This is a genomic window from Sediminispirochaeta bajacaliforniensis DSM 16054 (assembly GCF_000378205.1).
GTDB classification, from domain to species: Bacteria; Spirochaetota; Spirochaetia; order DSM-16054; family Sediminispirochaetaceae; genus Sediminispirochaeta; species Sediminispirochaeta bajacaliforniensis.
Genome location: NZ_KB899423.1, coordinates 25,769 through 45,597, shown reverse-complemented (window position 1 = coordinate 45,597; position 19,829 = coordinate 25,769). Strand labels below are relative to the sequence as shown.

The following is a 19,829-nucleotide window of genomic DNA, read 5'->3' as shown; positions in this document are numbered from 1 at the left end:
CCCCTTTTCCCGAAATATGAACGACTAATTATGAACGGTGACACCTTCGAGTTTGTGATATCCAATGGGGTCGAGAGCAAAGTTCTCGACCTTATTGCTCGAACCCGCCGTAATTGCGGTATAAATAATCGGAGCGTTGTTGGCAATATCCTTGAGCAGAATTGCAAGATCCTTATACGCTTCGCGACGGGTGTCCGTATCGGTATTGGTCCTGGCAAGCTCGATAAGGCGGTCGACCTCGGGATCGGCGATAAAGGTACGGTTTCCGGCTGCACCCTGCTGTGATGAGTGCTCCAGGGAGTAGTAGGTGTAATCAGCGTCCTTGGTGGAAGTAACCCAGCCGAAGTAAGCCATATCGTGCTCACCGCTGGTGGAACGACTGATGAAGGCACCAAATTCCATTACTTCGATCTTGCAGGTGATACCAACCTCTCTGAGCATCTCCTGAATCGCCTGACACATCTCAACACGGGTCTGATTGTTATTGACCCAAAGACTACAGGAGAAGCCATTCGGATAACCGGCCTCGGCAAGCAGTTTCTTAGCCTTCTCGGGATTGTAGTCATACTGTCCCGGAGAGTAGTAGCCGAAAACCGCCGGTGCAATGATGGCATCGGCAGGAGCACCGGTACCGCTGTTTACCGTATCAACCAAAAGCTGTCGATCGATGGCGTAGTTGATCGCCTGTCGGACCAGCTTATTATCGAAGGGTTTCTTTCTCATGTTCATGGAGATATAGAAACAGGTAAGGGAGGGTGCTTCGTAGAGAGTAAGTTTTTCATTCTCTCTTACCCTCTTCAGGTCGGAGGTAAGAATATCATAGGACAGATCCACCTCGCCGGTCTCCAGCGCGATGGTCCTCTGAGCAGCCTCGGGAATAACCTTCATAACCAGGTACTTGGTTTTCGGAGCACCGGCATAATAGTCGTCGAAGGCCTCAAGCTTACAGCTGTCACTCTGGGCCCATGAGACAAATTTATACGGCCCGGAACCGACGGGCTTGGTCTTGAGAATGTCGGGATTTGCCTCCACATAGTCCTTCGGAACAATAGCGGCAAAGGGAACCGCAAGGTTACGCAAGGCAGGAGCATAGGGGGCCTTGGTGGTCACCACTACGGTATAGTCGTCCTCAACCTTTACATCCTTGATAAAATCAACGATGTAGGAAACCGCTGCACTGGCAATGGCCCGGTCAAGGGAGAATTTCACATCATCGGCAGTAAGATCCTCGCCGTTGTGAAATTTTAATCCCTTACGGATGAAAAACCTGTAGGAAACATCGGAAATCTGTTCCCATCGTTCCGCAATCTGAGGAACCACCTCACCGCTGACCGAATCGATATCCACCAAGGTATCGTAGATGTGGTTGGTCACGGCCACGGCGGGAGTTTCCTTTCCAATGTGGGGATCAAACGAGGTAACGTCCGCTCCCTGTGCAAAGGTGATGGTGTCCTTGTACCCACCGGAAGCGGCGGATGCCTCACTTGCTCCATTAGCAAAAACAAAAGAGCAGGCGATGAGCAAGAACAGCAAACATGTCAGAGCTTTTTTCATGCTTCTCTCCTTTTTCTTGATATCGTTTTACCCTGCAAAGCGGGGCTATCAAGTCTTACCAATCATGATGCAAGCCGCAAAGTGGTTCGGCTCAACCTCAACAAAGGGAATATCCCCTTTCAGGCACGCCTCCGTTGCCTTAGGGCAGCGTCGCGCAAACCGGCATCCCGGTTTTGGATCGATAGGGCTTGTCAATTCCCCTTCCAGTAAGATGCGGCTGACTGGAAAATCGGGATCCGGAACGGGAATGGCCGATAGCAGGGCCTGTGTATAGGGATGGAGCGGATTGGCAAAAAGCGCGGAAGCCGGGGCTTTTTCCACCACCTTTCCCAGATACATAACCAAAATCTCATTGGAAAGATGCTTTACCACCGAAAGGTCGTGGGTAATGAACAGATAGGTAAAGCCGAATTCCTCCTGAAGATCCTGCATCAGGTTGAGTACCTGTGCCTGAATCGAGACATCAAGGGCGGACACCGGCTCATCACACACGATAAACAGAGGTTTGAGGGCAAGCACTCGGGCAATTCCAACCCGTTGTCGCCTACCACCATCCAGCTCATGGGGATAGCTGTTGATGAGCCGGGGGGCTATACCCACCATATCCATCAATTCCGTCACCTCTTTCTCGAGCCTGGCTTTATCTTTCCCTCCAACAAGCTTCTGGATGAGAAGGCTCTCGGAAATGGTCTCTCCCACGGTCATACGGGGGTTAAGAGAGGCAAAAGGGTCCTGAAAAATGATCTGCATATGCTTACGCAGATTTTTCATCTCCCGTTTGTTGCAACTGGTAATTTCCCGACCTTCGAACCAAATGTTCCCGCTTGTCGGTTCGTGAAGCCGAAGGATGGTCCTGCCGAGGGTCGATTTACCACAGCCCGATTCGCCGACTACTCCGAGGGTCTCTCCCTTGTTGATGGAAAAGGAGAGGTCATCAACCGCATGAAGCAATCCCGAGGGGGTATCAAAGTATTTCTTCAGGTGCTCAACTCTCAGAATCTCCTGTTTCTCTGCCATATCAACTCTTATCCTTTGCGAGATAGCATCTGACCAGCTGACCAGCGCCAATATCGGTAAGCGGCGGCACCTTGCCATAGCATGGTTCGAAGGCATGCTTACACCGAGGGTTGAATTTGCACCCCACCGGCAAATTGGTGGGATCGGGCATCATTCCCTTAACCGGATTGAGGCGATGAACCTCTTTTGCAAGAGAAGGAATCGATTCGAGCAACCCAATGGTGTATGGGTGGGTCGGATTCTTGAATATCTGACGAATAGTCCCCATTTCGACAATCTCTCCTGCATAGATAACCGCCACCCTGTTGCAGTTCTGGGCTACAACCCCAAGATCATGGGTAATCAGGAGCATGGCCGTATTCATCTTTTCCTTCAGGGTCCTGATCATGTCCAAAACCTGCGCCTGGATGGTCACATCCAAAGCCGTGGTTGGCTCATCGGCAATTAACAGCTTCGGATTACAGGCAAGGGCGATGGCAATAATGACGCGCTGCTTCATCCCGCCGGAAAACTGATGAGGAAATTCATGCGCCCGATCTGCGGAGATTCCAACCAATTCCAGCATATCGTTCGCCTGCTTCCGCAGCTTTTCCTTCGAGAGTTCCCGATTGTGGGTGGCAATCACCTCCTGTATCTGTTCACCGATGCTTAAGATTGGGTTCAGGCTGGTCATCGGATCCTGAAAAATCATGGAAACGGACTTCCCGCGAACGGTTCGCATCTCGGCTTCGTTCAGCTTCAGCAAGTCCCTACCCTCGAACATGATTGATCCGGATTTGATCTTTCCCGGAGGAGAAGGAACCAGGCGCATGATTCCCCTTGCAAGGGTTGTCTTTCCCGCCCCAGTCTCCCCGACCAAGCCAAGTGTCTCTCCCTGCCCCACAGAAATGGAGACCCCGTTCAGCGCCTGCACAATACCATCGTCTGTTTCATAATTAACGGTCAGGTTGTCTACCGTGAGCAAAGGCTCGTCCATCGTTACGCTCCTCAGTTCTTCAGATGCGGGTCAAGTGCATCGCGTAGCCCGTCACCCATGACATTCAGTGCCAAAATGGTTAGCATGATGCCGAGCCCCGGGATAACGGTGATGTGCCACCCCTCACGAATGTAGGAACGGGCACTCGAGAGCATCGATCCCCACTCAGGAGTGGGAGGCTGAATGCCGAGCCCTAAAAACGAGAGTCCGGCTATGGACAAAATCGCACCTGCAACGCCCAATGTGGCCTGGACGATCAAAGGTGCAAGTGAATTCGGAATGATGTACTTGAAGATGATCCTTCCGTCTCCCGCCCCTAGAGCCCTTGCCGCTTCAATGAACTCCTGGTCCTTGATCGTCAGCACCGAAGCCCTGACGGTACGGGCGAAGGTGGGTACATAGCTGATGGCAATCGCCAAAAGCAGGTTGGTAAGACTCGTTCCTAAGGCGGCAACAATAGCGGTTGCCAAAAGCATGGATGGAATGGCAAGCAGAATATCCATGAAACGCATGATGATATTGTCGGTCGCCTTGCCGTAATAGCCTGCGATCGCCCCAAGTATGCCGCCGGCAATGGTGGATAGGGCAATCGCAATCGTCCCCATAAAGAGCGAATAGCGAATTCCCCAAATCATACGAAGGAAAATATCCCGGCCGAACTCATCAAGGCCAAAAATGTGCTCGGGGCTGGGCCCTTTCAGACGAAGTCGCAGGTTCTGTTTAATGACATAGTCATTATAGATTGCGTTGTGCATCACCAAGTCTATGACGATCGTTGCAATGGCGATCAGCACCAGGGCAATTAAAAAAAGCATACCAGCAACGGCAAGCCTGTTCTTTTTCAGCCTTCTCCAGGTTTCTTTCCAGAGGGAACGAGCCTTGGGTTCGCTACTCATGCTGCAATACCCCTCTTTTTAAAGCCAATCCGTTTTACCCCAGCCTTATCGTATTGACTTTTGATGCGCGGATCGATAAACGCGTAAATAATGTCCACGAGAAGATTTACAAATGAAAACATAACCGCCATGAAAATTACCGCCCCAAGGACCATCGGGATGTCCTTACTGGTAATCGAATCCACCATCAGTCGTCCAAGCCCCGGCCATGAGAAAATCGTTTCGGTAAGCATCGCCCCTCCGAGCAGCTGCCCAAATTGCAAACCTACCGCCGTAACGATCGGAATCATCGCATTCTTCAGCATATGGTGTTTGGTGACGGCTTTTTCGGAGAGTCCCTTTGCCCTTGCAGTAGAGATATAATCCTGGCGGATCACCTCAAGCATGGAAGATCGGGTCATTCGAACAACGGTTGCGGCAGCCCCTGTTCCCAGGGTGATAGCCGGGAGAACCAGGCTTCTCAATAAGGGAAGGAAACCTGTTCCCATCCCCTGAGAGGGCAGCCAGCCAAGTTTCAATGCGAAAAAGAGAGAAAGAAGAAGCCCAAGCCAGAAGTTGGGCATGGACACGCCTATAAGGGAAAGCACCATCGAGGAGTTATCCATGAAGGTATATTGCTTTTTTGCAGAGAGGATACCAACCGGAATTCCAATCAAGAGGGCAACCAAAATACCGGCAACGGCAAGAATAGCGGTGTTGGGGAACTTATCCCACACCTGATCCCATACCTTGATCTGATTTTTGTATGAGGTACCTAGATCCCCATGAAGCATATCATTTACGTAGTTGAGGTAACGTATCGGTATGGGTTTATCGAGTCCAAGTTCGATCCGCTTCAGGGCAAGGGCCTCGGCACTAGCCTGATCACCAAGGATAATTGCAGCAGGATCGCCTGGAGTCAGTGCCATGATAAAAAATACAATAAAGGTCACACCGATGAGCACAGGAATCATCATCAAGAGTCGTTTGAGGATATATTTCCACATGAGAAGAGCCCCCGAAAAAGGTTAGATAGATGGTATCAGAGCTGGGGGAGAGGGTCAATATAAACTTTAATTTAAAGTTTTAACTATAATTCGTTATTGAATAATTTAAGATAATGTTCATATTGCTGTGTAACAGCCTCTTGGCGGGAGAATTCGTCCTCCTGTTTCTCGGCAAGAAAGAGTACGGCAATAATATCGATGATCGCCATAATGGAGGTGGGAGAATTGGTGAGCCCCATCAATTCCGTCGGGCAAATCAGTGCGGTCTCAGCCATGGCAACCAAGGGAGAAAGGGTACTGTCGGTAATGGTAACCACGGGGATTCCCCGGGACCGGCACATTCGGGTAGTTGCAATGGTACTTTTTCCGTACGGAGGTGTTGCTATAGCGATTAAAAGGCTCTCTGCAGGATTACAGCTTAACAGCCGAAAAATCGTTTTATGGGGATTATCCATATCCAATTCGCTGATATCAACCCCCAAAAGCGAGAGCCTGTAGGTAATAACCGAAGAGAAAATACGACTTGCACCATGTGCGGCTACAAAAACCCGGCGAGCCTTCCGTATCATCTGAATGAAAGAAAGAATTTGCTTGGGACCGTTATGCTCAAAGGTCGCTCGCAGGGCTTTTTGCTCCGACTTAACCACCTGGTCGAACAATTCGTTACTGTCGCTGCTTCGACTTGCAAGGGCCTTCATTCGATCCGCGGGTCGTGTCCAGATTAATACATGCGATTGCAAAGCTTTTTTTAGTTCGACATAGCGTCCGAGCCCCAGAGAACGGCAAAAATTGAGAACAGTGACCTCGGTAGAACGAGCCTCTTCAGCAAATTCCTTCAAAGAGAGAAAACAGCAGCGAGTCGGATTTTCCAAAATAAACGAAGCAATACGCTTTCTGGTGCTGTTGTAGTTGGGATACTCACTTTTGATCTGTTCAAGGATGTCCATACAAACACTCCTTCCGAGAGAGTGGGATGGTACCATGTTCCACTGGCGGGGAGCAAGGGCGGTATCAGGTAGTGTCAGGAATCCTGGTGGTGATTCACTGCCAAAATTCGCAACAGTAACACAAGCCGTTCACATTCGGTTCACATCACCGGCCTATTATTGGTATCAGACAACGAAAACCGAAGGAGGCGTTCAATGAAAAGATACACGATCATGTTCATTATTGCTGCTGGAATGATTTTTTCTTCCGGCTCTACCCTTTTTGCAGAGGGAGCCCAGGAAGATGAAGACTTTCAGGGCAATCCTTACCAAACAGTAACCGTAAGCGGAAAGATCTATGCAAGCTTTTCAGGCTTTCCCGAGTTGAAAGGAGACGACGGGAAAATCTATCGCTTGATGTTCCCCATGTTTCTAGCAGACAGTCTTGAACTTTCCAATGGAGAAAATGTAAGCGTTGAGGGATTTGTTGCTCCCGCAAACTGGCGGCCGGCAAGAACTACAAGTGATGCGGTCTATCTTCGCTTGGTGAAAGCGACCATAGACGGTCAGACATATGACCTTTCCCGCTTCTACGGCCATATGGGTCCCGGAGGTCCCGGAAGATTCCATGAGGAATGGGGCTGTTTCGAATCAGATTACGATGATTCGAACCATATGGTGCCTGCGCCTGGAATGGGAGGCTATCGTCGCAGGTAGTCTCTATTATTCCCCTCCGGAAGCCCCCCAAAGCGGGCTTCCGGCAGGGGAAATCTTACCGTTATCTGAGCACCGGAACCTTCGTACCCGCAATTATCCAATGCAAGTTCGCCGCGTAATTGTGTAGCCAGCTGCTTTATCATGAAAAGTCCCAAATGATTCTTTCCGTCAAAATCAAGTTCAGCTGGAAAGCCCGCACCATTATCTTTTATGCACAAAACAACCGTATTGTTAATCTCGCGTACAAGAATTTCTAGTATATTATTTCTCCCCGAAGCAAAGGCATGTTTAATTGCATTCGTCACCGCCTCGTGAATAATCAGAGAAAAAGCCGTCGCATCACCAACATTTATGGCAAGGTTATCGCACGTGACCGACAAACGAATAGCCAGGCCCATCCCGATGGAAGAGATAAGCAATTCACTTATCTCCTTAATGAGATCCCGCAGAGGAACCTGCTCGAACTGCTCGTTGGTATAGATCACTTCATGTACTTTCGCCATCGATACAACACGGCTCTGAAGTTCGGCAAAGGGATCCCGTCCCTCGTCGGTGGTACCTCCTGTATTCCGGATAAGATTGGCCAAGCTTGAAATAATCTGGAGATTGTTTTTAACTCGATGATGAATCTCCTTGAGAAGAATTTCTTTCTCACGAAGGGCATGTGCCAGTGCATCCCTGGAAGTCTCCAACTGCCGACGCTGCTCGACAAGAGCATCGGTTGCCTGACGAATGCGATTGTCCAATTGAAGCTTCCAGAACCAAAAGAGAGAAAAAAGCAAGCCAACCATAAGAACGAGGCCCACCGCTGCTATTAGCGGCCAGCGGATCGACCATCCCCTGAAGAAACCAGTTTGCCGGTGAATTGCAAGACTGCGAGCAAAGGCGTTCATTGAGGAAAAGCCTTCTTGAATATTTTCCAGAAGCTCTTTCGGGCCCTTTACCAGCACAGGTGCAAAGGGCATTGAAAACGAAAGAGCCTTCCCCGAACGAAATGCACGAGCATTTCCGGTGATACCAATCTCATGAATAATTGAGGGGGGGTAACCGACAAAAAGATGAATTTGATGGCTCAGGACGGCAGCCAACAATGCCTGTCGGCTGTCATAGCTTCTGATCACCAAATAAGGATACGCCTCTGCAAGGGGCTCTTCTATCCCGGAATCGGCAGCAACCCCCACCACATATCCGGCCATCTCCTCAATCCTGACAATACCGCTGATCCTTTTGTGATAGAAAATGGAAGGTCGAACCTCATAATAGACCTCACCATGTTCAAACCGGCCGGCATCATCGGAAAAACCGGGGATACGATCATGAGCAAGCACAATAGGACCGGATGTATCTTTTCCGGCAAGATCAATGACATCTTTGATGTTATCAACCAGGAGATAGGAAACCTCAACCCCACTTTCTTTTGACCAAAGATCCCATATATCCACCAGTATTCCCCTGGGGCGGCCCTTGTCATCAAGGTATTCATAGGGAACGTTACCGTTTGCTCCCCCCACTACCGTCAGATTCTGTAGACAAAAAATCTCCGGAGCACAAATAACGAGAGAAAAAAATAAAGCGGCAAAGAACTTCCTCATTAAGCATAGCCTTTCCACCGTTCCGGAAATAACAGCAGGAAAATCCGGATGAGAAAGGCGCTGAACAATTTATCGCCAATGTTGACCGGAAGCCTGACAAGGAACGTGGATGAAAAAATTTCTCTACCGGAAGTTGCCATACCTGCAACAAAAGCGTCGATAACCCCTCCGCTGACTCCGCCGAAAACAAATACAGTTATCACGGTACCCAATAATGAACTAACAAGGGCAGAAACCAGCGCCGCAATAATAACCACAAAAAGAGAACGAAAACGAAAATGCCAGGAAAAAAGACCGACAATAATTCCAATAACGATATTGACCAGGGCAAAGGGGATCATAACAGGATTGTCGATAAGTCCAATCAAGAGATTTGAAAAGAGGCCGCAGGCGGCACCCAACCACGGACCTAAAACGGCAGCAGCCAAAAATGTTCCTACGCTATCGAGAAACAGCGGCAGCTCCAGCCAATACACAATGTAGTAGCCGACAAGGTTGATCCCCATCCCAAGGAAAAGGATGAAGATCAAACCTGGACGTTCAAGTAATAATTGCCCGGCACGAATTTTCATACGCTGAATTGTACCATGCCAAGAAGAACAAACAAACGCTCTTATTTGTCGGCTTGACACATTTTTTTTACGGCACGGGCAAGTTCAGCCCCTCGCTTGCGCCCCAATGCCAGGTCGTCTGCATCAGGTGCACCTGCGAACTCAAGAGCCTCCATGCAGTTCCATTTCATCGAGGAAGCAAACTCTTCAAGCTGTTTCTGTGCACCCCCCGACCAGCCGTACGAGCCGAATCTAAAAGCGGTTCTATTCTGGACATGACTTCGATCAAGAATATCAAGTACATGCGCCATCGGCGGGAACATCTTATACTCATAGGTAGGCATACCAAGCACAATACCCGTTGATCTCCACGCATCCGCCAGAACAAAAGAGACATGTTCCTGAGGCACCCGGTGCACATGGACAGGAACCCCTTCAGATTGTATCCCTTCCAAAACCGGTTCGACCATTCTCTGGGTATTGCCGTACATGCTGCTCCAGACAAAGGTAATCTCGGGAAGAGCAGGCCCTTTCATCCAGGAGGCATACTGAGCGTACTGTTCGATGATTTTTTCGGGTTCTTCCCGCCAAACAGGGCCATGGCTTGGCGCCACTACATCGATTTCCAGATTTTCAAGCTTTTTAATTGCTCGTTCGACAAAGGGGCTGAAGGTGGAAACGATATTGGCATAGTAGCGGAGGGTTTCGCGATCAAAAAAATCCTTTTCACTGGCGGAAAGTTCATCATGAAAGGCCTTGTTTCCCATGGCGCCGAAAGCACCGAACGCATCGCAGCTGAAAAGTACCTTTGAAGAACGCTCCCAGGTAACCATCGTTTCCGGCCAGTGAACATTTGGCGTATCCTCGAAGAGCAGCGTCTTACCGTTCCCAAGTTCAAGGCTATCGCCTGAACTTACGGCCTTCACACCCTCTTCAATGCCGTAGAAATTCTTTATCAGGGGAATTGACTTCTTACTGGCAAGAATCTGCAGCTTCGGGTTTTTTTCACGAAGCTCCCGCAACCACCCGGTGTGATCCGGTTCCATATGGTTGATAATCAAATAATCGATCTGATCAAAAGAGACACCTACCGATGCAAGCTGAGACGCAATTTGTCCCGGAGCATCGTCCCAATCCTTCACAAGATCGATAAGCGCTACCTTCTCTCCTTTTACAAGATAGGAATTGAGGCTCACTCCATTAGGAAGGGGCCAAATTCCTTCAAAGAGATCTTTATTTCCTATGTTGGCACTAATGCGATAAATACCGTCGCGTATCCGTATTGCCTGCATGACTCTCTCCTTGGACTTTATTTCGAAAATCACTTACGCTTACATAGTAGCGCTAAGCGAAAAAGAACGCAAAGGGTTCCTGAAACCGATTCGAAAGTGCGTTATAGTAGAATAGCGGTATCAACACCAAGGAGGTTTTATGAAAAGAGTCATTACAGTGATGATCCTGGCCCTGTTGATAGCAGTGCCGATGTTTGGGGATATACAATATTCCGATCTTGAATCATCCTTTGCCACCTTTGCCGATGATGTTGCCGAGGCCTTGCCGTTCGCGGCTGCTGCCACCGGCCTCACCTGGTCGGATGCCAGGGTAAAGGGCTTCCCCCATTTTGGTATCGGCCTTTCGGTGTCAGCGGTTACCATTCCCAAGGAGGCCTTTGAGGATGTTGCAAGTGCGTTAGGCTTTGAACTTCCCAGCGAGATAACGGATTCCGGCTTGGGAGTTCCCCTACCCGGCTACGCTGTCGACGCACGACTGGGACTTCCTTTTATCCCCTTCGATATTGGCGCAAAATTCGGTTATCTCACCCCTGGGATGGGTGATGCCCTTGAAGGTTCAACCGGCCTTACCGCTGAATATATCCTGGCAGGGCTTCAGGTTCGTTATCCCCTTCTCAAAGGCCGTCTGCTTATTCCCGCAGTCAGCGTGGGTCTCGGTTATACCTACCTCAACGGCTCGGTTGCCATGGAAACCACAGGAATGTCAAATCAGATTAATTTCCCCGGCGGAGAAACCCTTAATATAGGTAATCCCGATGCTGTCTTTGCATGGAAGACCCACGCAATAGACCTCTCGATCCAGGCAAGCAAGTCTCTGCTCATCCTCACCCCCTACCTCGGGGCAGGCTATTCCTACGGATGGTCGCGGGCCGGTGGCGGTGTTAATGCTGATATAACTGGCGATGTAGATGCTGTGGAAGATAATTACGATGTGGAAATCACCGATGACGGTTTTGTGGTCTACTCCGATGCCAGCGGCGGATCCTTTAGGGCATTCGGCGGGCTAAGCTTCAATCTGACGATACTGAAACTGGACCTGAACGCCCAGTACAATTTTACCACTCAGTCCTTAGGCGGCGGTCTGAACGCCCGTATCCAGATCTAAGAATTCGTTTAAGAATTTTCAATACAAAAGGCCGGCCCCGGAAACTGGGTCGGCCTTTTATTTTCTACCAGCGATCGTAATGAATCTTTTCCGGCTTCCACTTATTTTTGGGCCGGTCACGATCCTCGAGAGGTCGGCCGACAGCAATAGCATTCAGGGGAATGACGCGCTCAGGAAGATCTAAAATCTCAACCACCGGTTTCATCCGGTCGGCTTCCGGATACACGGCGGTCCAGACGGCTCCGTAACCGAGAGCTTCTGCCGCCAGAAGGATGTTTTCGGTTGCCGCAGAGGTATCCTGCACCCACAGCTTTGCCTCTTCATCGGAAAGCGTGCGCAGATCCCCGCAGACAATAACGGCCGCTGTTGCCTGAAGAAGCATCTTCGCATAGGGAAGAGCATCGCCAAGCATATCGAGCTGCTGCCGATCTTGTACGGCAACAAAGGCCCACGGCTGTTTATTCATTCCCGAAGGAGCAGCCATTCCGGCACGCATAATCGTCTCGAGGTCTTCCTTTGAGATCTCTCCGGCCCCATAATGGCGTACACTTTTTCTTTGCAAAATGGTTTCGATAATTTGGTTCATCGATGTGGACTCCTTTTGCTTAACATGAGTATGTTAAGAATATAAGGAGGCTATTATGGAATCGTCCAGTAAGATGCCCCACGGTGAAAGTGAATGGCGGGACAAACTCGGCCCGGAACGATATTATGTGTGCAGGATGAAGGGGACGGAGGCCCCCTTTTCCGGGAACCTATGGGATGAACACAGGAAAGGAACATACCACTGTGCCGGCTGTGGGACACCACTTTTTCGTTCGGAAGCAAAATACGACTCGGGAAGCGGATGGCCCAGTTTCATGGATCTCATCGATCAGGAGAGAGTGGAACGCCGTACCGACAGTAGTCACGGCATGATCCGCACCGAGCTGCTCTGTGCCCGGTGCGGATGCCATCTCGGCCATCTTTTTGAAGACGGCCCGCAGCCTACAGGCTTACGCTACTGCATCAATTCGGTATCCCTGAATTTCATCGTTGCTACTTCTTAGAAAATTGATTCAAAGATCGAACGGCAGGCCTTGGAATCGGCACCCCGGGGGTTGTTTCGGATGAGAAACATCTTGGAGGCATTGTTTCCGAACTCCTCGAAGTCGACCGCATTGTGTACGACCTCCTCAATTGCGGAGCCGAGCTCCAATTCTTCCAGCAAATCTTCCACAGCAACAACAGCCGCCTCAGCCGCATCCCGGGGACTCATTCCAGTGGTATCGTAACCCATCAATTCGGCAACAACGGCAAATTTCTCATGTCTGGCAGGCAGATTGTATCGCATTCCATGCGGTAGCAGCATGGCATTTGCCAAGCCATGAGAAACATGAAGATAGGCACAAACAGGACTTGAAAGGCTATGAACGATGCCGAGCCCTGCCTGGTCCATAGCAAGACCGGCAAGAGAACTGGCAGTACCCATCGCCTCCCGCGCCTCAATATCACCGCCATAAGAAAAGGCCCGGGGAAGATGATCCGCAATTAATTCGATGGCCTTTTCACAAAGCGCATCGGAAAATGGATTGGCCCCTAAGCCGACATAGGCTTCTATGGCATGGGTCAGGGCATCCATTCCGGTGATCGCGGTAAGATAGGGTGGAAGACCTAGCATCAACTCAGGATCCACAAAAGCGGCTTTGGGAAAAATCTCCCTGGCATTAATGCCCTTTTTCATGTTTCTGCTGGTGATGACGGCCACTCCCGTCACCTCACTGCCGGTACCTGCGGTTGTCGGCAGTGCATAGAGCGGAAGGGGAGCGTTTGCAAAGGGTTTTCCCTCCCACTGGTAGTCTGAAAGCGGCCCATCGTTCCGTGCCATGCAAGCGGCGGCCTTCGCAGTATCGAGGGGACTTCCTCCGCCTATGGCGACTATAACGTCGGCCTTCATCGCCTTAACCGCTTTGACTACCCTAAGCACCGTTTCCTCATCGGGGTTGGGATCGATATCGGAAATTAGTTTCCAGGAAATATCTGCCTCATCGAGAATTGTTGTCACCAAATCGAGGGGTGGGGCGCCGACCAGCCCCTTATCCGTTACCAGCGCAACTTTTGCTCCTTGAGGAATACACTCCGCAAGGCCAGAGCGACAACCCCGCCCAGTGTAGAGGGCGGTGGGGAGATTCAGAATTGCTTTTTTCATTGCATATGCTCCTTACCAAATCCGGATTTATTTCCAACCTCACGGCCGGATAATAGACAAAAGGATTAACATCTCACCGGGCCGGTGGAACCCCGTTTTCGTAACATAACCGGCACAACAAGATGCAGAGCCTCCTCATCGGGATATTGGATTCGCCGTATCAGCTGCTGCACTGACTTTTCCCCAAGCCCATGGGGGTCAAAACCAAGGGTAGTCAGCTTGGGAATAAGAAAAGCACTTGTCTCGGCATCATCGGTGCCAGCAATACTGACCTCATTTGGTACCGCAATTCCCATATCGGCTGCAGCACGAAGTGCACCGGTTGCCATAAAATCCGATATAAAAATAATAGCACTCGGCCGGGAAGAGAATGGAAGTTCCATGAGAGATCGGAAATCTCGATATCCATCTTCAATGGCCCAATTACTGAACAAAAGCTGATCCTCGGTTACCGGTAAACCCACGCCTTCCATTGCAGCAATAAAATGGATATAGCGATTTTCCGAGTAGGCACTCCGCCTTCCAAAAACAGCGGCAATGCGTCTGTGTCCAAGTTCGGAAAGATGCTCAACCAAAAGCCGCATCCCTGTCCTGTTGTCCGTGCGTATGCAATCCAGACTCTCCTTTGTAGGAGTACTTTCCAGAAAAAGTACCGGACGACGTAATGAAACCGATTCCATCTGCTGACGAGCACTTTCATAGCAGAATATGACACCGTCGCTGGCGTGTTCATGGAGTAGGTTCGAGTAATCGGCTCCGGATTTATCCGAATCCTCACCCGAATCAAGAACAAAAAGGCTATAGCCGTTTTTGTTAGCTGCAAACATGGCACCCCTAACGATCTGTGACATGACAAAGGACTGAAGGCTCGGAAGAACGATGGTAATATTCCCGGTCTTTGCGGTGGTCAAAGCACGGGCAACGGGATTGGGGCGGTAACCAATTTCACGTGCCGTCTCCAGCACCTTCTCTCTTGTGGTTTCAGAAACAAGAGGAGAACCTGAAAAAACTCTAGAAACCGTAGCCTTACCCACGCCCGAAAGGCGGGCAACATCATTTATCGTTTGCTTTTTCATGACACGCTTCAATCGATTAATTGGAACCGGTTCCATTACGATCATAAACGAATGATCGTTACCTGTCTATTCTTTTTTGTCAAAGGAACGACCGGAGGCCAGTATCCGTATCATAACCTTGCCTCTGATATAGGTTTGACATGCAAGCCTGACAGACGCCGGAAGTGTTCCTTCTTTTCCGGAAAGCCGCAGACGTTCCCTCTCACCCATCGGACTACAAAAAGACTCCCCGTCAAGGATTTTCACCCTGCAGGTACCGCATTGGGACTTTCCTCCGCAAAGGTGAGAAATTGGGATGCCTTCCCTAAGCAAGGTATTAAGCAAAGAAATTGCCGGGCTTGCGGTAATAAGCCTGTCGTATCCTTCTACAATAAGTGTTGCCATAAGAAAAGATTATCTGCTTTTTTTTGTTTGTAAAAGCTACAAAATGTCGATATTATACTGTAGGTGGTTTTATGGTTACCTTGTGCAGGTTGATTGGGAAAAACGGCATCTGTCAGTTATCCAAGACAAATAAATCCCAGGCCATTCGTGAGCTCGTTTCTCATGCAAGACAATTTGCTAACAAGCCTTGGGCCGATGATTTTTATCGTGAAGTAATGAGAAAGGAGCAGCTACAGAGTACCGGTTTCGGCAAAGGTATTGCGGTTGCTCACGGAACCTGTCAGGGAATCGATCAAGTTTATGTCGCTTTGGGAATCAGTCAGGAAGGAATTGAGTATGATGCCATCGATTTTCAACCCGTTCACCTTCTTTTTCTTGTTGCAAATCCTCCGGAAACACAATTAGAATATTTAAGCGCCCTCTCAACCCTTGTCCGTTTGCTCCGTAACGATTCATTCAGGGAAAAAATCATGCATTGTGTTACAGCCGAGCAGGTTTACCTTCTTTTTAAGCGACGAGGCTGCACCATTCCGATACGAGCATAGCCGTCACTTCAACTAATCATTTTTTCATATGCTATTCACAAAAGAGTCATCAATTTTTTATAATTAAGAATAGTATGAACAAGCAATTCTACCATCTCAAACTCGAAGAGCTTTATGCAAAGGCAAAAGAGATTGAGATACATGACAATCAGCGGTTTGTCATCTTCAGCGATCTTCACGTCGGAAACGGAAAATATGGAGACGACTTTCGTCCCAATGCCGAACTCTTCCAGACTGCTCTCCATGACTACTACTACGAAAAGGGATATACCCTAATCCTCAACGGAGATATTGAGGAGCTTCATCGTTATACACTTGCCGAAATCCGCTCTACATGGAAGAACCTATATTCGCTTTTTGATGCATTCGATGCAGAAAACCGCCTTTATAAGCTTTCGGGTAATCATGATTCGAAACTTTTTAATCTCCCTGGAGAGCCCCTGCGCTACAAACTTTACGAATCACTCAAGTTGAATTATAAGGGTATGACGCTTTTTCTCTTCCATGGCCATCAGCCCAGCTATTTTTACGAAAAATTCAATGAAATATCGGGTCTTTTGCTCCGCTTCATTGCAAAACCCTTACGAATCAAACACTATTCGGTCGCACACGACAAGAGCAGGCGCTTTAAAATCGAAAAGCGGACCTACGAATTTTCCATTGAAAAAAACATAGTATCCATCATCGGCCATACCCATCGCCCCCTTTTTGAATCCCTTTCAAAACTTGACTCTCTTAAATACAAAATCGAAAATCTTCTACGCAGATATGCAAAATCCGGCGACGAAAAACAGAAAATTCTTGAAAAGCAAATCGAGGAAATCAAAAAAGAGATCGACAAATCCATCATAACAAAGGGCAAAGAGCAGGCAATAAGTTCTTTATACAGCAGCCAGACCCTTGCTCCTTCCGTTTTTAATTCCGGCTGCGTAATCGGAAAACGAGGAATGACGGCGATAGAAATCAAAGGAGGAAAAATATCGCTTGTTCACTGGTTCAATGAAGACGTCGATGAAAAATACCGGAAAAACGACGGGAAAAACACCTCTCAACTGGATGACACCGGTTTTTTTCGAACGGTACTAAAACGAGACTCTCTTGATTACATCTTTACCAAAATCAGACTTCTCACATAAATCAGGCAAAACCCCAAAAAAAGGGAACGAGAAAGGGGACAAGAAGCGAAAGAAGTGCCCCGTGGGCAATAGATAGAGGAACATACCCTGCCCCGCAGCTGGTTTCCACAAGGGGAAGGGTGACGTCCATTGAAGTGGCCCCTCCGACGCCGATAGCAAGATGGGGAAGGCCCAAGCCTCCCAAAAGGGGTATCATGAAAAGAGCAAGGCTCTCTCTTACAAGATTGACAAGAAATGCGGCGGAACCAAGCAACGGATTTCCGAGATCAGAGATAAGCACCCCCGATAAACTGTACCAACCAAAGCCGGCCGAGAGAGCCGCAGCTTCTCCCACTGAGAGGTGAAAGAGGGGAGAGACCACGATCCCACCGCAAATCGATCCTGATGCCGTAACAAGAGGCAATAGAAGCATTCTTCGGTCCCGAAGCAGAGAGACAAACTTCATATCGCTTTGCATCATCTGCATTCCGATGAAAAAGAGCAAACAATAAAGCGTCCAGGTTCCGGCTTCATTCGGGATGAGGGAAGCAAAAGGAAGAACCATTCCCGCCACAATGCCGACAATAACAAAAGAAAACAATCCAAGAGATTCCCAAAGAAACCTTTTAGGAGAAGGACGTCGTGACTCGGAACGTCCTCTTTTATGTTTCGACTCGTTTCCGCCCGACAGTCCGTTTAGAATGATAAGAAACAAGACTGTTCCGAAAATCGTTGCAATCCCAAATACCAAGCCAAGAAGGCCAATGGTTTGTACTTCCCGGATATTCATACCGAGACGGCCGATTCTAATACCCATGAAAAGCAGTAAGACACGGAGTATAACGGCAATTATGCACGTGACCCCTTTTGGCTTGGGTGCAAATGTGCTTTTGGCACAAACCATTCCCCCACCAAGAAAAGCCAGGAGAATTAAGAGAGAAGTAATTCCTTCCATCTATGGCCGTATCAACCAACGGCCTTTTTCAGCTCTTCGGTCCTGTCTACCCGTTCCCAGGAAAAACCGTCTCTTCCAAAGTGACCGTATGCCGCCGTCGCTTCGTAGATAGGCGCCAAAAGGCCCAATTCCCGGATAATACCCTCTGGAGAGAGGTCGAAAACCTTCTCAACAGCAGTCTCAATTCGTTCTTCGGACACAACAGCCGTTCCAAAGGTATCCACCATAATGGAAATAGGGAAGGGGACACCAATGGCATAGGAGAGCTCCAACTCACAACGATCACACAATCCTGCCGCGACAATATTCTTCGCCACATAACGGGCCATGTAAGCGGCCGAACGATCTACCTTGCTTGGGTCCTTTCCGCTGAAAGCCCCTCCGCCGTGACGCCCCATACCGCCGTAGGTATCGACAATAATCTTTCTACCGGTAAGTCCCGAATCACCATGAGGACCTCCTATCACAAAGCGTCCCGTCGGATTGATGAAAAACCGCGTCTTCTCGTCTATCAGTCCCGTATCACCGAGAACAGGTTCCACAACCCGTTTACGGAGACTCGCTTCTATCTCTTTTATTGAAACAGAAGGGCTATGCTGATGGCTGATGACGATGGTATCGATCCGCACCGGCTTTCCCCCTTCGTATTGAACGGTAACCTGACTCTTTGCATCCGGTCGCATCCAGGAACATTCTCCCGACTTTCGTACCGCTGCCGCTTTTTGCAACAACCGATGGGCAAAGATGATGGGTGCCGGCATAAGCTCTTCGGTTTCATTGCAGGCAAAACCGAACATCATTCCCTGATCCCCGGCTCCCTGGGATTTATACTTATTCTCACCTGCGGTAACGCCCATAGAGATGTCACTGCTCTGATTATGAATCGTATCGATAACAGCCATGGATTCCCAATCAAGGCCATACTCCGGCCGATCGTACCCTATCCGCTTCACAACACCTCGAACCACATCCTGAAGATTAACGTAGGTAGAGGTACTGATCTCTCCACCGACAAGAACCATCCCCGTAGTTGTAAAGGTTTCACAGGCAACCCTCGAAGTGGGATCCTCCCGCAAACAGGCATCAAGAACGGCATCGGAAATTTGATCACATACCTTATCGGGGTGTCCTTCACTGACAGACTCTGAAGTAAAAAGTACTTTCCTTTTTGTATCCATAGCTTTTCTCCTACATACGAAAAAGAGAAAACGACCCCAACCTACTAAGCAGGTCGGGGTCATCCTTAACTCATATTGATAATAATTTTAATAGTTTGCCGAACCCTTGTAAATGATCCGGACTTGTTTATAAAGGCCTTCGCCTTCGCTCCTGGTTTCCACATCATCGATATCATTCAAGGTAGTGTGGACCAATCGCCTTTCAAAGGGATTCATCGGTTCAAGAAGTCGGGAACGCTTAGTCTTCCGCACCTGTGCCGCTGTTCTGTCGGCAAGACGGATAATGCTTTCCTCGTGTCTGCTTCGATAATTCTCAGCATCGACAATAACCCGGCGTCCCTCATGCAGCTTCCCGCAATAAACATTAACCAAAAGCTGCAAAGCATCAAGATTTTTTCCTTTTTTTCCTATCAGAATACCGGAATGTTGGGAATCAATCGTCAAACCAATTTTCTTTTCTTCCCGGAAATTGATAGAAACCGTACCAGGAAAACCCATTTTTTCGATCAGTGTTTCAAGAAACGTCACCGAGGCCTTTTCAAAATCATCTTGGGCCTGAGGATCAACATCTTCGCTGTAACGATCACCGACATCAAAGCCATCATCGTCATCTTCAATGAAAACCCTGATCTTTACCGCACCTTTTCGGAAAAGGCCACCCTTAACGGATTCGACAACCTCAACGTCAAACTCTTCACGGTCAATATTCAGTGCTGAAACTGCGTTATCGATCGCCTCCTTTTCGGTCTTTCCTTCGAATTCTTTTACCATATGTT

At 48.9% G+C, this 19,829-nt stretch carries 21 protein-coding genes; 5 read left to right on the top strand and 16 right to left on the bottom strand.

Going from position 1 to position 19,829, the window contains the following annotated elements:
- Positions 1–24: 24 nt before the first annotated feature.
- From F459_RS0116500 to F459_RS0116475, 6 genes are all read right to left on the bottom strand, one after another.
- Positions 25–1,554 (bottom strand): ABC transporter substrate-binding protein, encoded by a 1,530-nt coding sequence (locus F459_RS0116500; RefSeq protein WP_020613819.1) that lies wholly within the window; start codon positions 1,552–1,554, stop codon positions 25–27.
- Between the two features lie 48 nt (positions 1,555–1,602).
- A complete protein-coding gene (locus tag F459_RS0116495; RefSeq protein WP_020613818.1) occupies positions 1,603–2,571 on the bottom strand; it encodes an ABC transporter ATP-binding protein in 969 nt (322 codons plus the stop codon).
- Position 2,572: 1 nt separating this feature from the next.
- Entirely contained in the window at positions 2,573–3,547 is a 975-nt protein-coding gene (locus tag F459_RS0116490; RefSeq protein WP_020613817.1) for an ABC transporter ATP-binding protein, read from the bottom strand.
- An 11-nt stretch (positions 3,548–3,558) separates the two neighbouring features.
- Complete coding sequence (locus F459_RS0116485) at positions 3,559–4,443, bottom strand: ABC transporter permease (protein ID WP_020613816.1); 885 nt, start codon at positions 4,441–4,443, stop codon at positions 3,559–3,561.
- Positions 4,440–5,429, bottom strand: coding sequence for an ABC transporter permease (locus F459_RS22500; RefSeq protein ID WP_020613815.1), 990 nt, complete (start codon positions 5,427–5,429; stop codon positions 4,440–4,442). The genes F459_RS0116485 and F459_RS22500 overlap by 4 nt, the downstream gene beginning before the upstream one ends.
- Positions 5,430–5,512: 83 nt before the next feature.
- Positions 5,513–6,376, bottom strand: a complete 864-nt coding sequence (locus F459_RS0116475) for a MurR/RpiR family transcriptional regulator (RefSeq protein WP_020613814.1) — start codon at positions 6,374–6,376, stop codon at positions 5,513–5,515.
- A 195-nt stretch (positions 6,377–6,571) separates the two neighbouring features.
- Between F459_RS0116475 and F459_RS0116470 the strand changes: the two genes are divergently transcribed.
- Positions 6,572–7,072, top strand: a complete 501-nt coding sequence (locus tag F459_RS0116470) for a hypothetical protein (protein WP_020613813.1) — start codon at positions 6,572–6,574, stop codon at positions 7,070–7,072.
- On the opposite strand, the gene F459_RS0116465 is transcribed toward F459_RS0116470, so the two are convergent.
- The 3 genes from F459_RS0116465 to F459_RS0116455 are packed head-to-tail and all read right to left on the bottom strand — an operon-like array spanning position 7,057 to position 10,507.
- On the bottom strand, positions 7,057–8,664 hold the full coding sequence (locus F459_RS0116465; protein WP_020613812.1) for a sensor histidine kinase: 1,608 nt from the start codon (positions 8,662–8,664) through the stop codon (positions 7,057–7,059). The two genes, F459_RS0116470 and F459_RS0116465, sit on opposite strands and share 16 nt — an antisense overlap.
- Positions 8,664–9,236, bottom strand: a complete 573-nt coding sequence (locus F459_RS0116460) for an ECF transporter S component (protein ID WP_020613811.1) — start codon at positions 9,234–9,236, stop codon at positions 8,664–8,666. The genes F459_RS0116465 and F459_RS0116460 overlap by 1 nt, the downstream gene beginning before the upstream one ends.
- Before the next feature lie 41 nt (positions 9,237–9,277).
- A complete protein-coding gene (locus tag F459_RS0116455) occupies positions 9,278–10,507 on the bottom strand; it encodes an FprA family A-type flavoprotein (RefSeq protein ID WP_020613810.1) in 1,230 nt (409 codons plus the stop codon).
- 139 nt (positions 10,508–10,646) lie between these two features.
- On the opposite strand from F459_RS0116455, the gene F459_RS0116450 reads away from it, so the two are divergent.
- The gene (locus F459_RS0116450; protein WP_020613809.1) at positions 10,647–11,612 is read left to right on the top strand and encodes a DUF6588 family protein; all 966 of its coding nucleotides are present in this window, start codon (positions 10,647–10,649) and stop codon (positions 11,610–11,612) included.
- Positions 11,613–11,676: 64 nt separating this feature from the next.
- On the opposite strand, the gene F459_RS0116445 is transcribed toward F459_RS0116450, so the two are convergent.
- On the bottom strand, positions 11,677–12,198 hold the full coding sequence (locus F459_RS0116445; RefSeq protein WP_020613808.1) for a nitroreductase family protein: 522 nt from the start codon (positions 12,196–12,198) through the stop codon (positions 11,677–11,679).
- Between the two features lie 55 nt (positions 12,199–12,253).
- Here F459_RS0116445 and msrB point away from each other — a divergent pair, with 55 nt between their 5' ends.
- Positions 12,254–12,661, top strand: a complete 408-nt coding sequence (gene msrB, locus F459_RS0116440) for a peptide-methionine (R)-S-oxide reductase MsrB (protein ID WP_020613807.1) — start codon at positions 12,254–12,256, stop codon at positions 12,659–12,661.
- Here the strand turns inward: msrB and F459_RS0116435 are convergent.
- From F459_RS0116435 to F459_RS0116425, 3 genes are all read right to left on the bottom strand, one after another.
- A complete protein-coding gene (locus F459_RS0116435; RefSeq protein WP_020613806.1) occupies positions 12,658–13,800 on the bottom strand; it encodes an iron-containing alcohol dehydrogenase family protein in 1,143 nt (380 codons plus the stop codon). The genes msrB and F459_RS0116435 overlap by 4 nt on opposite strands.
- A gap of 65 nt (positions 13,801–13,865) precedes the next feature.
- Entirely contained in the window at positions 13,866–14,876 is a 1,011-nt protein-coding gene (locus tag F459_RS0116430; RefSeq protein ID WP_154651717.1) for a LacI family DNA-binding transcriptional regulator, read from the bottom strand.
- Between the two features lie 66 nt (positions 14,877–14,942).
- Complete coding sequence (locus F459_RS0116425) at positions 14,943–15,260, bottom strand: 2Fe-2S iron-sulfur cluster-binding protein (protein ID WP_020613804.1); 318 nt, start codon at positions 15,258–15,260, stop codon at positions 14,943–14,945.
- A 71-nt stretch (positions 15,261–15,331) separates the two neighbouring features.
- Here F459_RS0116425 and F459_RS0116420 point away from each other — a divergent pair, with 71 nt between their 5' ends.
- Together F459_RS0116420 and F459_RS0116415 are read left to right on the top strand one after the other, a co-directional pair.
- Positions 15,332–15,805, top strand: a complete 474-nt coding sequence (locus tag F459_RS0116420) for a PTS sugar transporter subunit IIA (protein ID WP_020613803.1) — start codon at positions 15,332–15,334, stop codon at positions 15,803–15,805.
- A 74-nt stretch (positions 15,806–15,879) separates the two neighbouring features.
- Positions 15,880–16,941 carry a metallophosphoesterase gene (locus F459_RS0116415; protein WP_020613802.1) on the top strand — a complete coding sequence of 354 codons (1,062 nt, stop codon included), beginning with the start codon at positions 15,880–15,882 and terminating at the stop codon, positions 16,939–16,941.
- A gap of 1 nt (position 16,942) precedes the next feature.
- On the opposite strand, the gene F459_RS0116410 is transcribed toward F459_RS0116415, so the two are convergent.
- The 3 genes from F459_RS0116410 to jag all read right to left on the bottom strand — a co-directional run bounded on the left by F459_RS0116410 (position 16,943) and on the right by jag (position 19,824).
- Complete coding sequence (locus F459_RS0116410) at positions 16,943–17,737, bottom strand: lysine exporter LysO family protein (RefSeq protein ID WP_245540205.1); 795 nt, start codon at positions 17,735–17,737, stop codon at positions 16,943–16,945.
- Positions 17,738–17,886: 149 nt separating this feature from the next.
- Positions 17,887–19,053 (bottom strand): methionine adenosyltransferase, encoded by a 1,167-nt coding sequence (gene metK, locus F459_RS0116405; RefSeq protein ID WP_020613800.1) that lies wholly within the window; start codon positions 19,051–19,053, stop codon positions 17,887–17,889.
- 87 nt (positions 19,054–19,140) lie between these two features.
- Positions 19,141–19,824 (bottom strand): RNA-binding cell elongation regulator Jag/EloR, encoded by a 684-nt coding sequence (gene jag, locus F459_RS0116400; protein ID WP_020613799.1) that lies wholly within the window; start codon positions 19,822–19,824, stop codon positions 19,141–19,143.
- Between the last annotated feature and the right edge of the window lie 5 nt (positions 19,825–19,829).

Bases quoted from the DNA above. Each gene is read 5' to 3' on its own strand.
- F459_RS22500 (WP_020613815.1), bottom strand. From the start codon at position 5,429: ATGTGGAAATATATCCTCAAACGACTCTTGATGATGATTCCTGTGCTC.
- F459_RS0116445 (WP_020613808.1), bottom strand. From the start codon at position 12,198: ATGAACCAAATTATCGAAACCATTTTGCAAAGAAAAAGTGTACGCCAT.
- F459_RS0116410 (WP_245540205.1), bottom strand. From the start codon at position 17,737: ATGGGTATTAGAATCGGCCGTCTCGGTATGAATATCCGGGAAGTACAA.
- jag (WP_020613799.1), bottom strand. From the start codon at position 19,824: ATGGTAAAAGAATTCGAAGGAAAGACCGAAAAGGAGGCGATCGATAAC.
- F459_RS0116495 (WP_020613818.1), bottom strand. From the start codon at position 2,571: ATGGCAGAGAAACAGGAGATTCTGAGAGTTGAGCACCTGAAGAAATAC.
- F459_RS0116465 (WP_020613812.1), bottom strand. From the start codon at position 8,664: ATGAGGAAGTTCTTTGCCGCTTTATTTTTTTCTCTCGTTATTTGTGCT.
- F459_RS0116420 (WP_020613803.1), top strand. From the start codon at position 15,332: ATGGTTACCTTGTGCAGGTTGATTGGGAAAAACGGCATCTGTCAGTTA.
- F459_RS0116425 (WP_020613804.1), bottom strand. From the start codon at position 15,260: ATGGCAACACTTATTGTAGAAGGATACGACAGGCTTATTACCGCAAGC.
- F459_RS0116415 (WP_020613802.1), top strand. From the start codon at position 15,880: ATGAACAAGCAATTCTACCATCTCAAACTCGAAGAGCTTTATGCAAAG.
- F459_RS0116430 (WP_154651717.1), bottom strand. From the start codon at position 14,876: ATGAAAAAGCAAACGATAAATGATGTTGCCCGCCTTTCGGGCGTGGGT.
- F459_RS0116475 (WP_020613814.1), bottom strand. From the start codon at position 6,376: ATGGACATCCTTGAACAGATCAAAAGTGAGTATCCCAACTACAACAGC.
- F459_RS0116435 (WP_020613806.1), bottom strand. From the start codon at position 13,800: ATGAAAAAAGCAATTCTGAATCTCCCCACCGCCCTCTACACTGGGCGG.
- F459_RS0116490 (WP_020613817.1), bottom strand. From the start codon at position 3,547: ATGGACGAGCCTTTGCTCACGGTAGACAACCTGACCGTTAATTATGAA.
- F459_RS0116455 (WP_020613810.1), bottom strand. From the start codon at position 10,507: ATGCAGGCAATACGGATACGCGACGGTATTTATCGCATTAGTGCCAAC.
- F459_RS0116500 (WP_020613819.1), bottom strand. From the start codon at position 1,554: ATGAAAAAAGCTCTGACATGTTTGCTGTTCTTGCTCATCGCCTGCTCT.
- F459_RS0116470 (WP_020613813.1), top strand. From the start codon at position 6,572: ATGAAAAGATACACGATCATGTTCATTATTGCTGCTGGAATGATTTTT.
- F459_RS0116485 (WP_020613816.1), bottom strand. From the start codon at position 4,443: ATGAGTAGCGAACCCAAGGCTCGTTCCCTCTGGAAAGAAACCTGGAGA.
- F459_RS0116450 (WP_020613809.1), top strand. From the start codon at position 10,647: ATGAAAAGAGTCATTACAGTGATGATCCTGGCCCTGTTGATAGCAGTG.
- F459_RS0116460 (WP_020613811.1), bottom strand. From the start codon at position 9,236: ATGAAAATTCGTGCCGGGCAATTATTACTTGAACGTCCAGGTTTGATC.
- metK (WP_020613800.1), bottom strand. From the start codon at position 19,053: ATGGATACAAAAAGGAAAGTACTTTTTACTTCAGAGTCTGTCAGTGAA.
- msrB (WP_020613807.1), top strand. From the start codon at position 12,254: ATGGAATCGTCCAGTAAGATGCCCCACGGTGAAAGTGAATGGCGGGAC.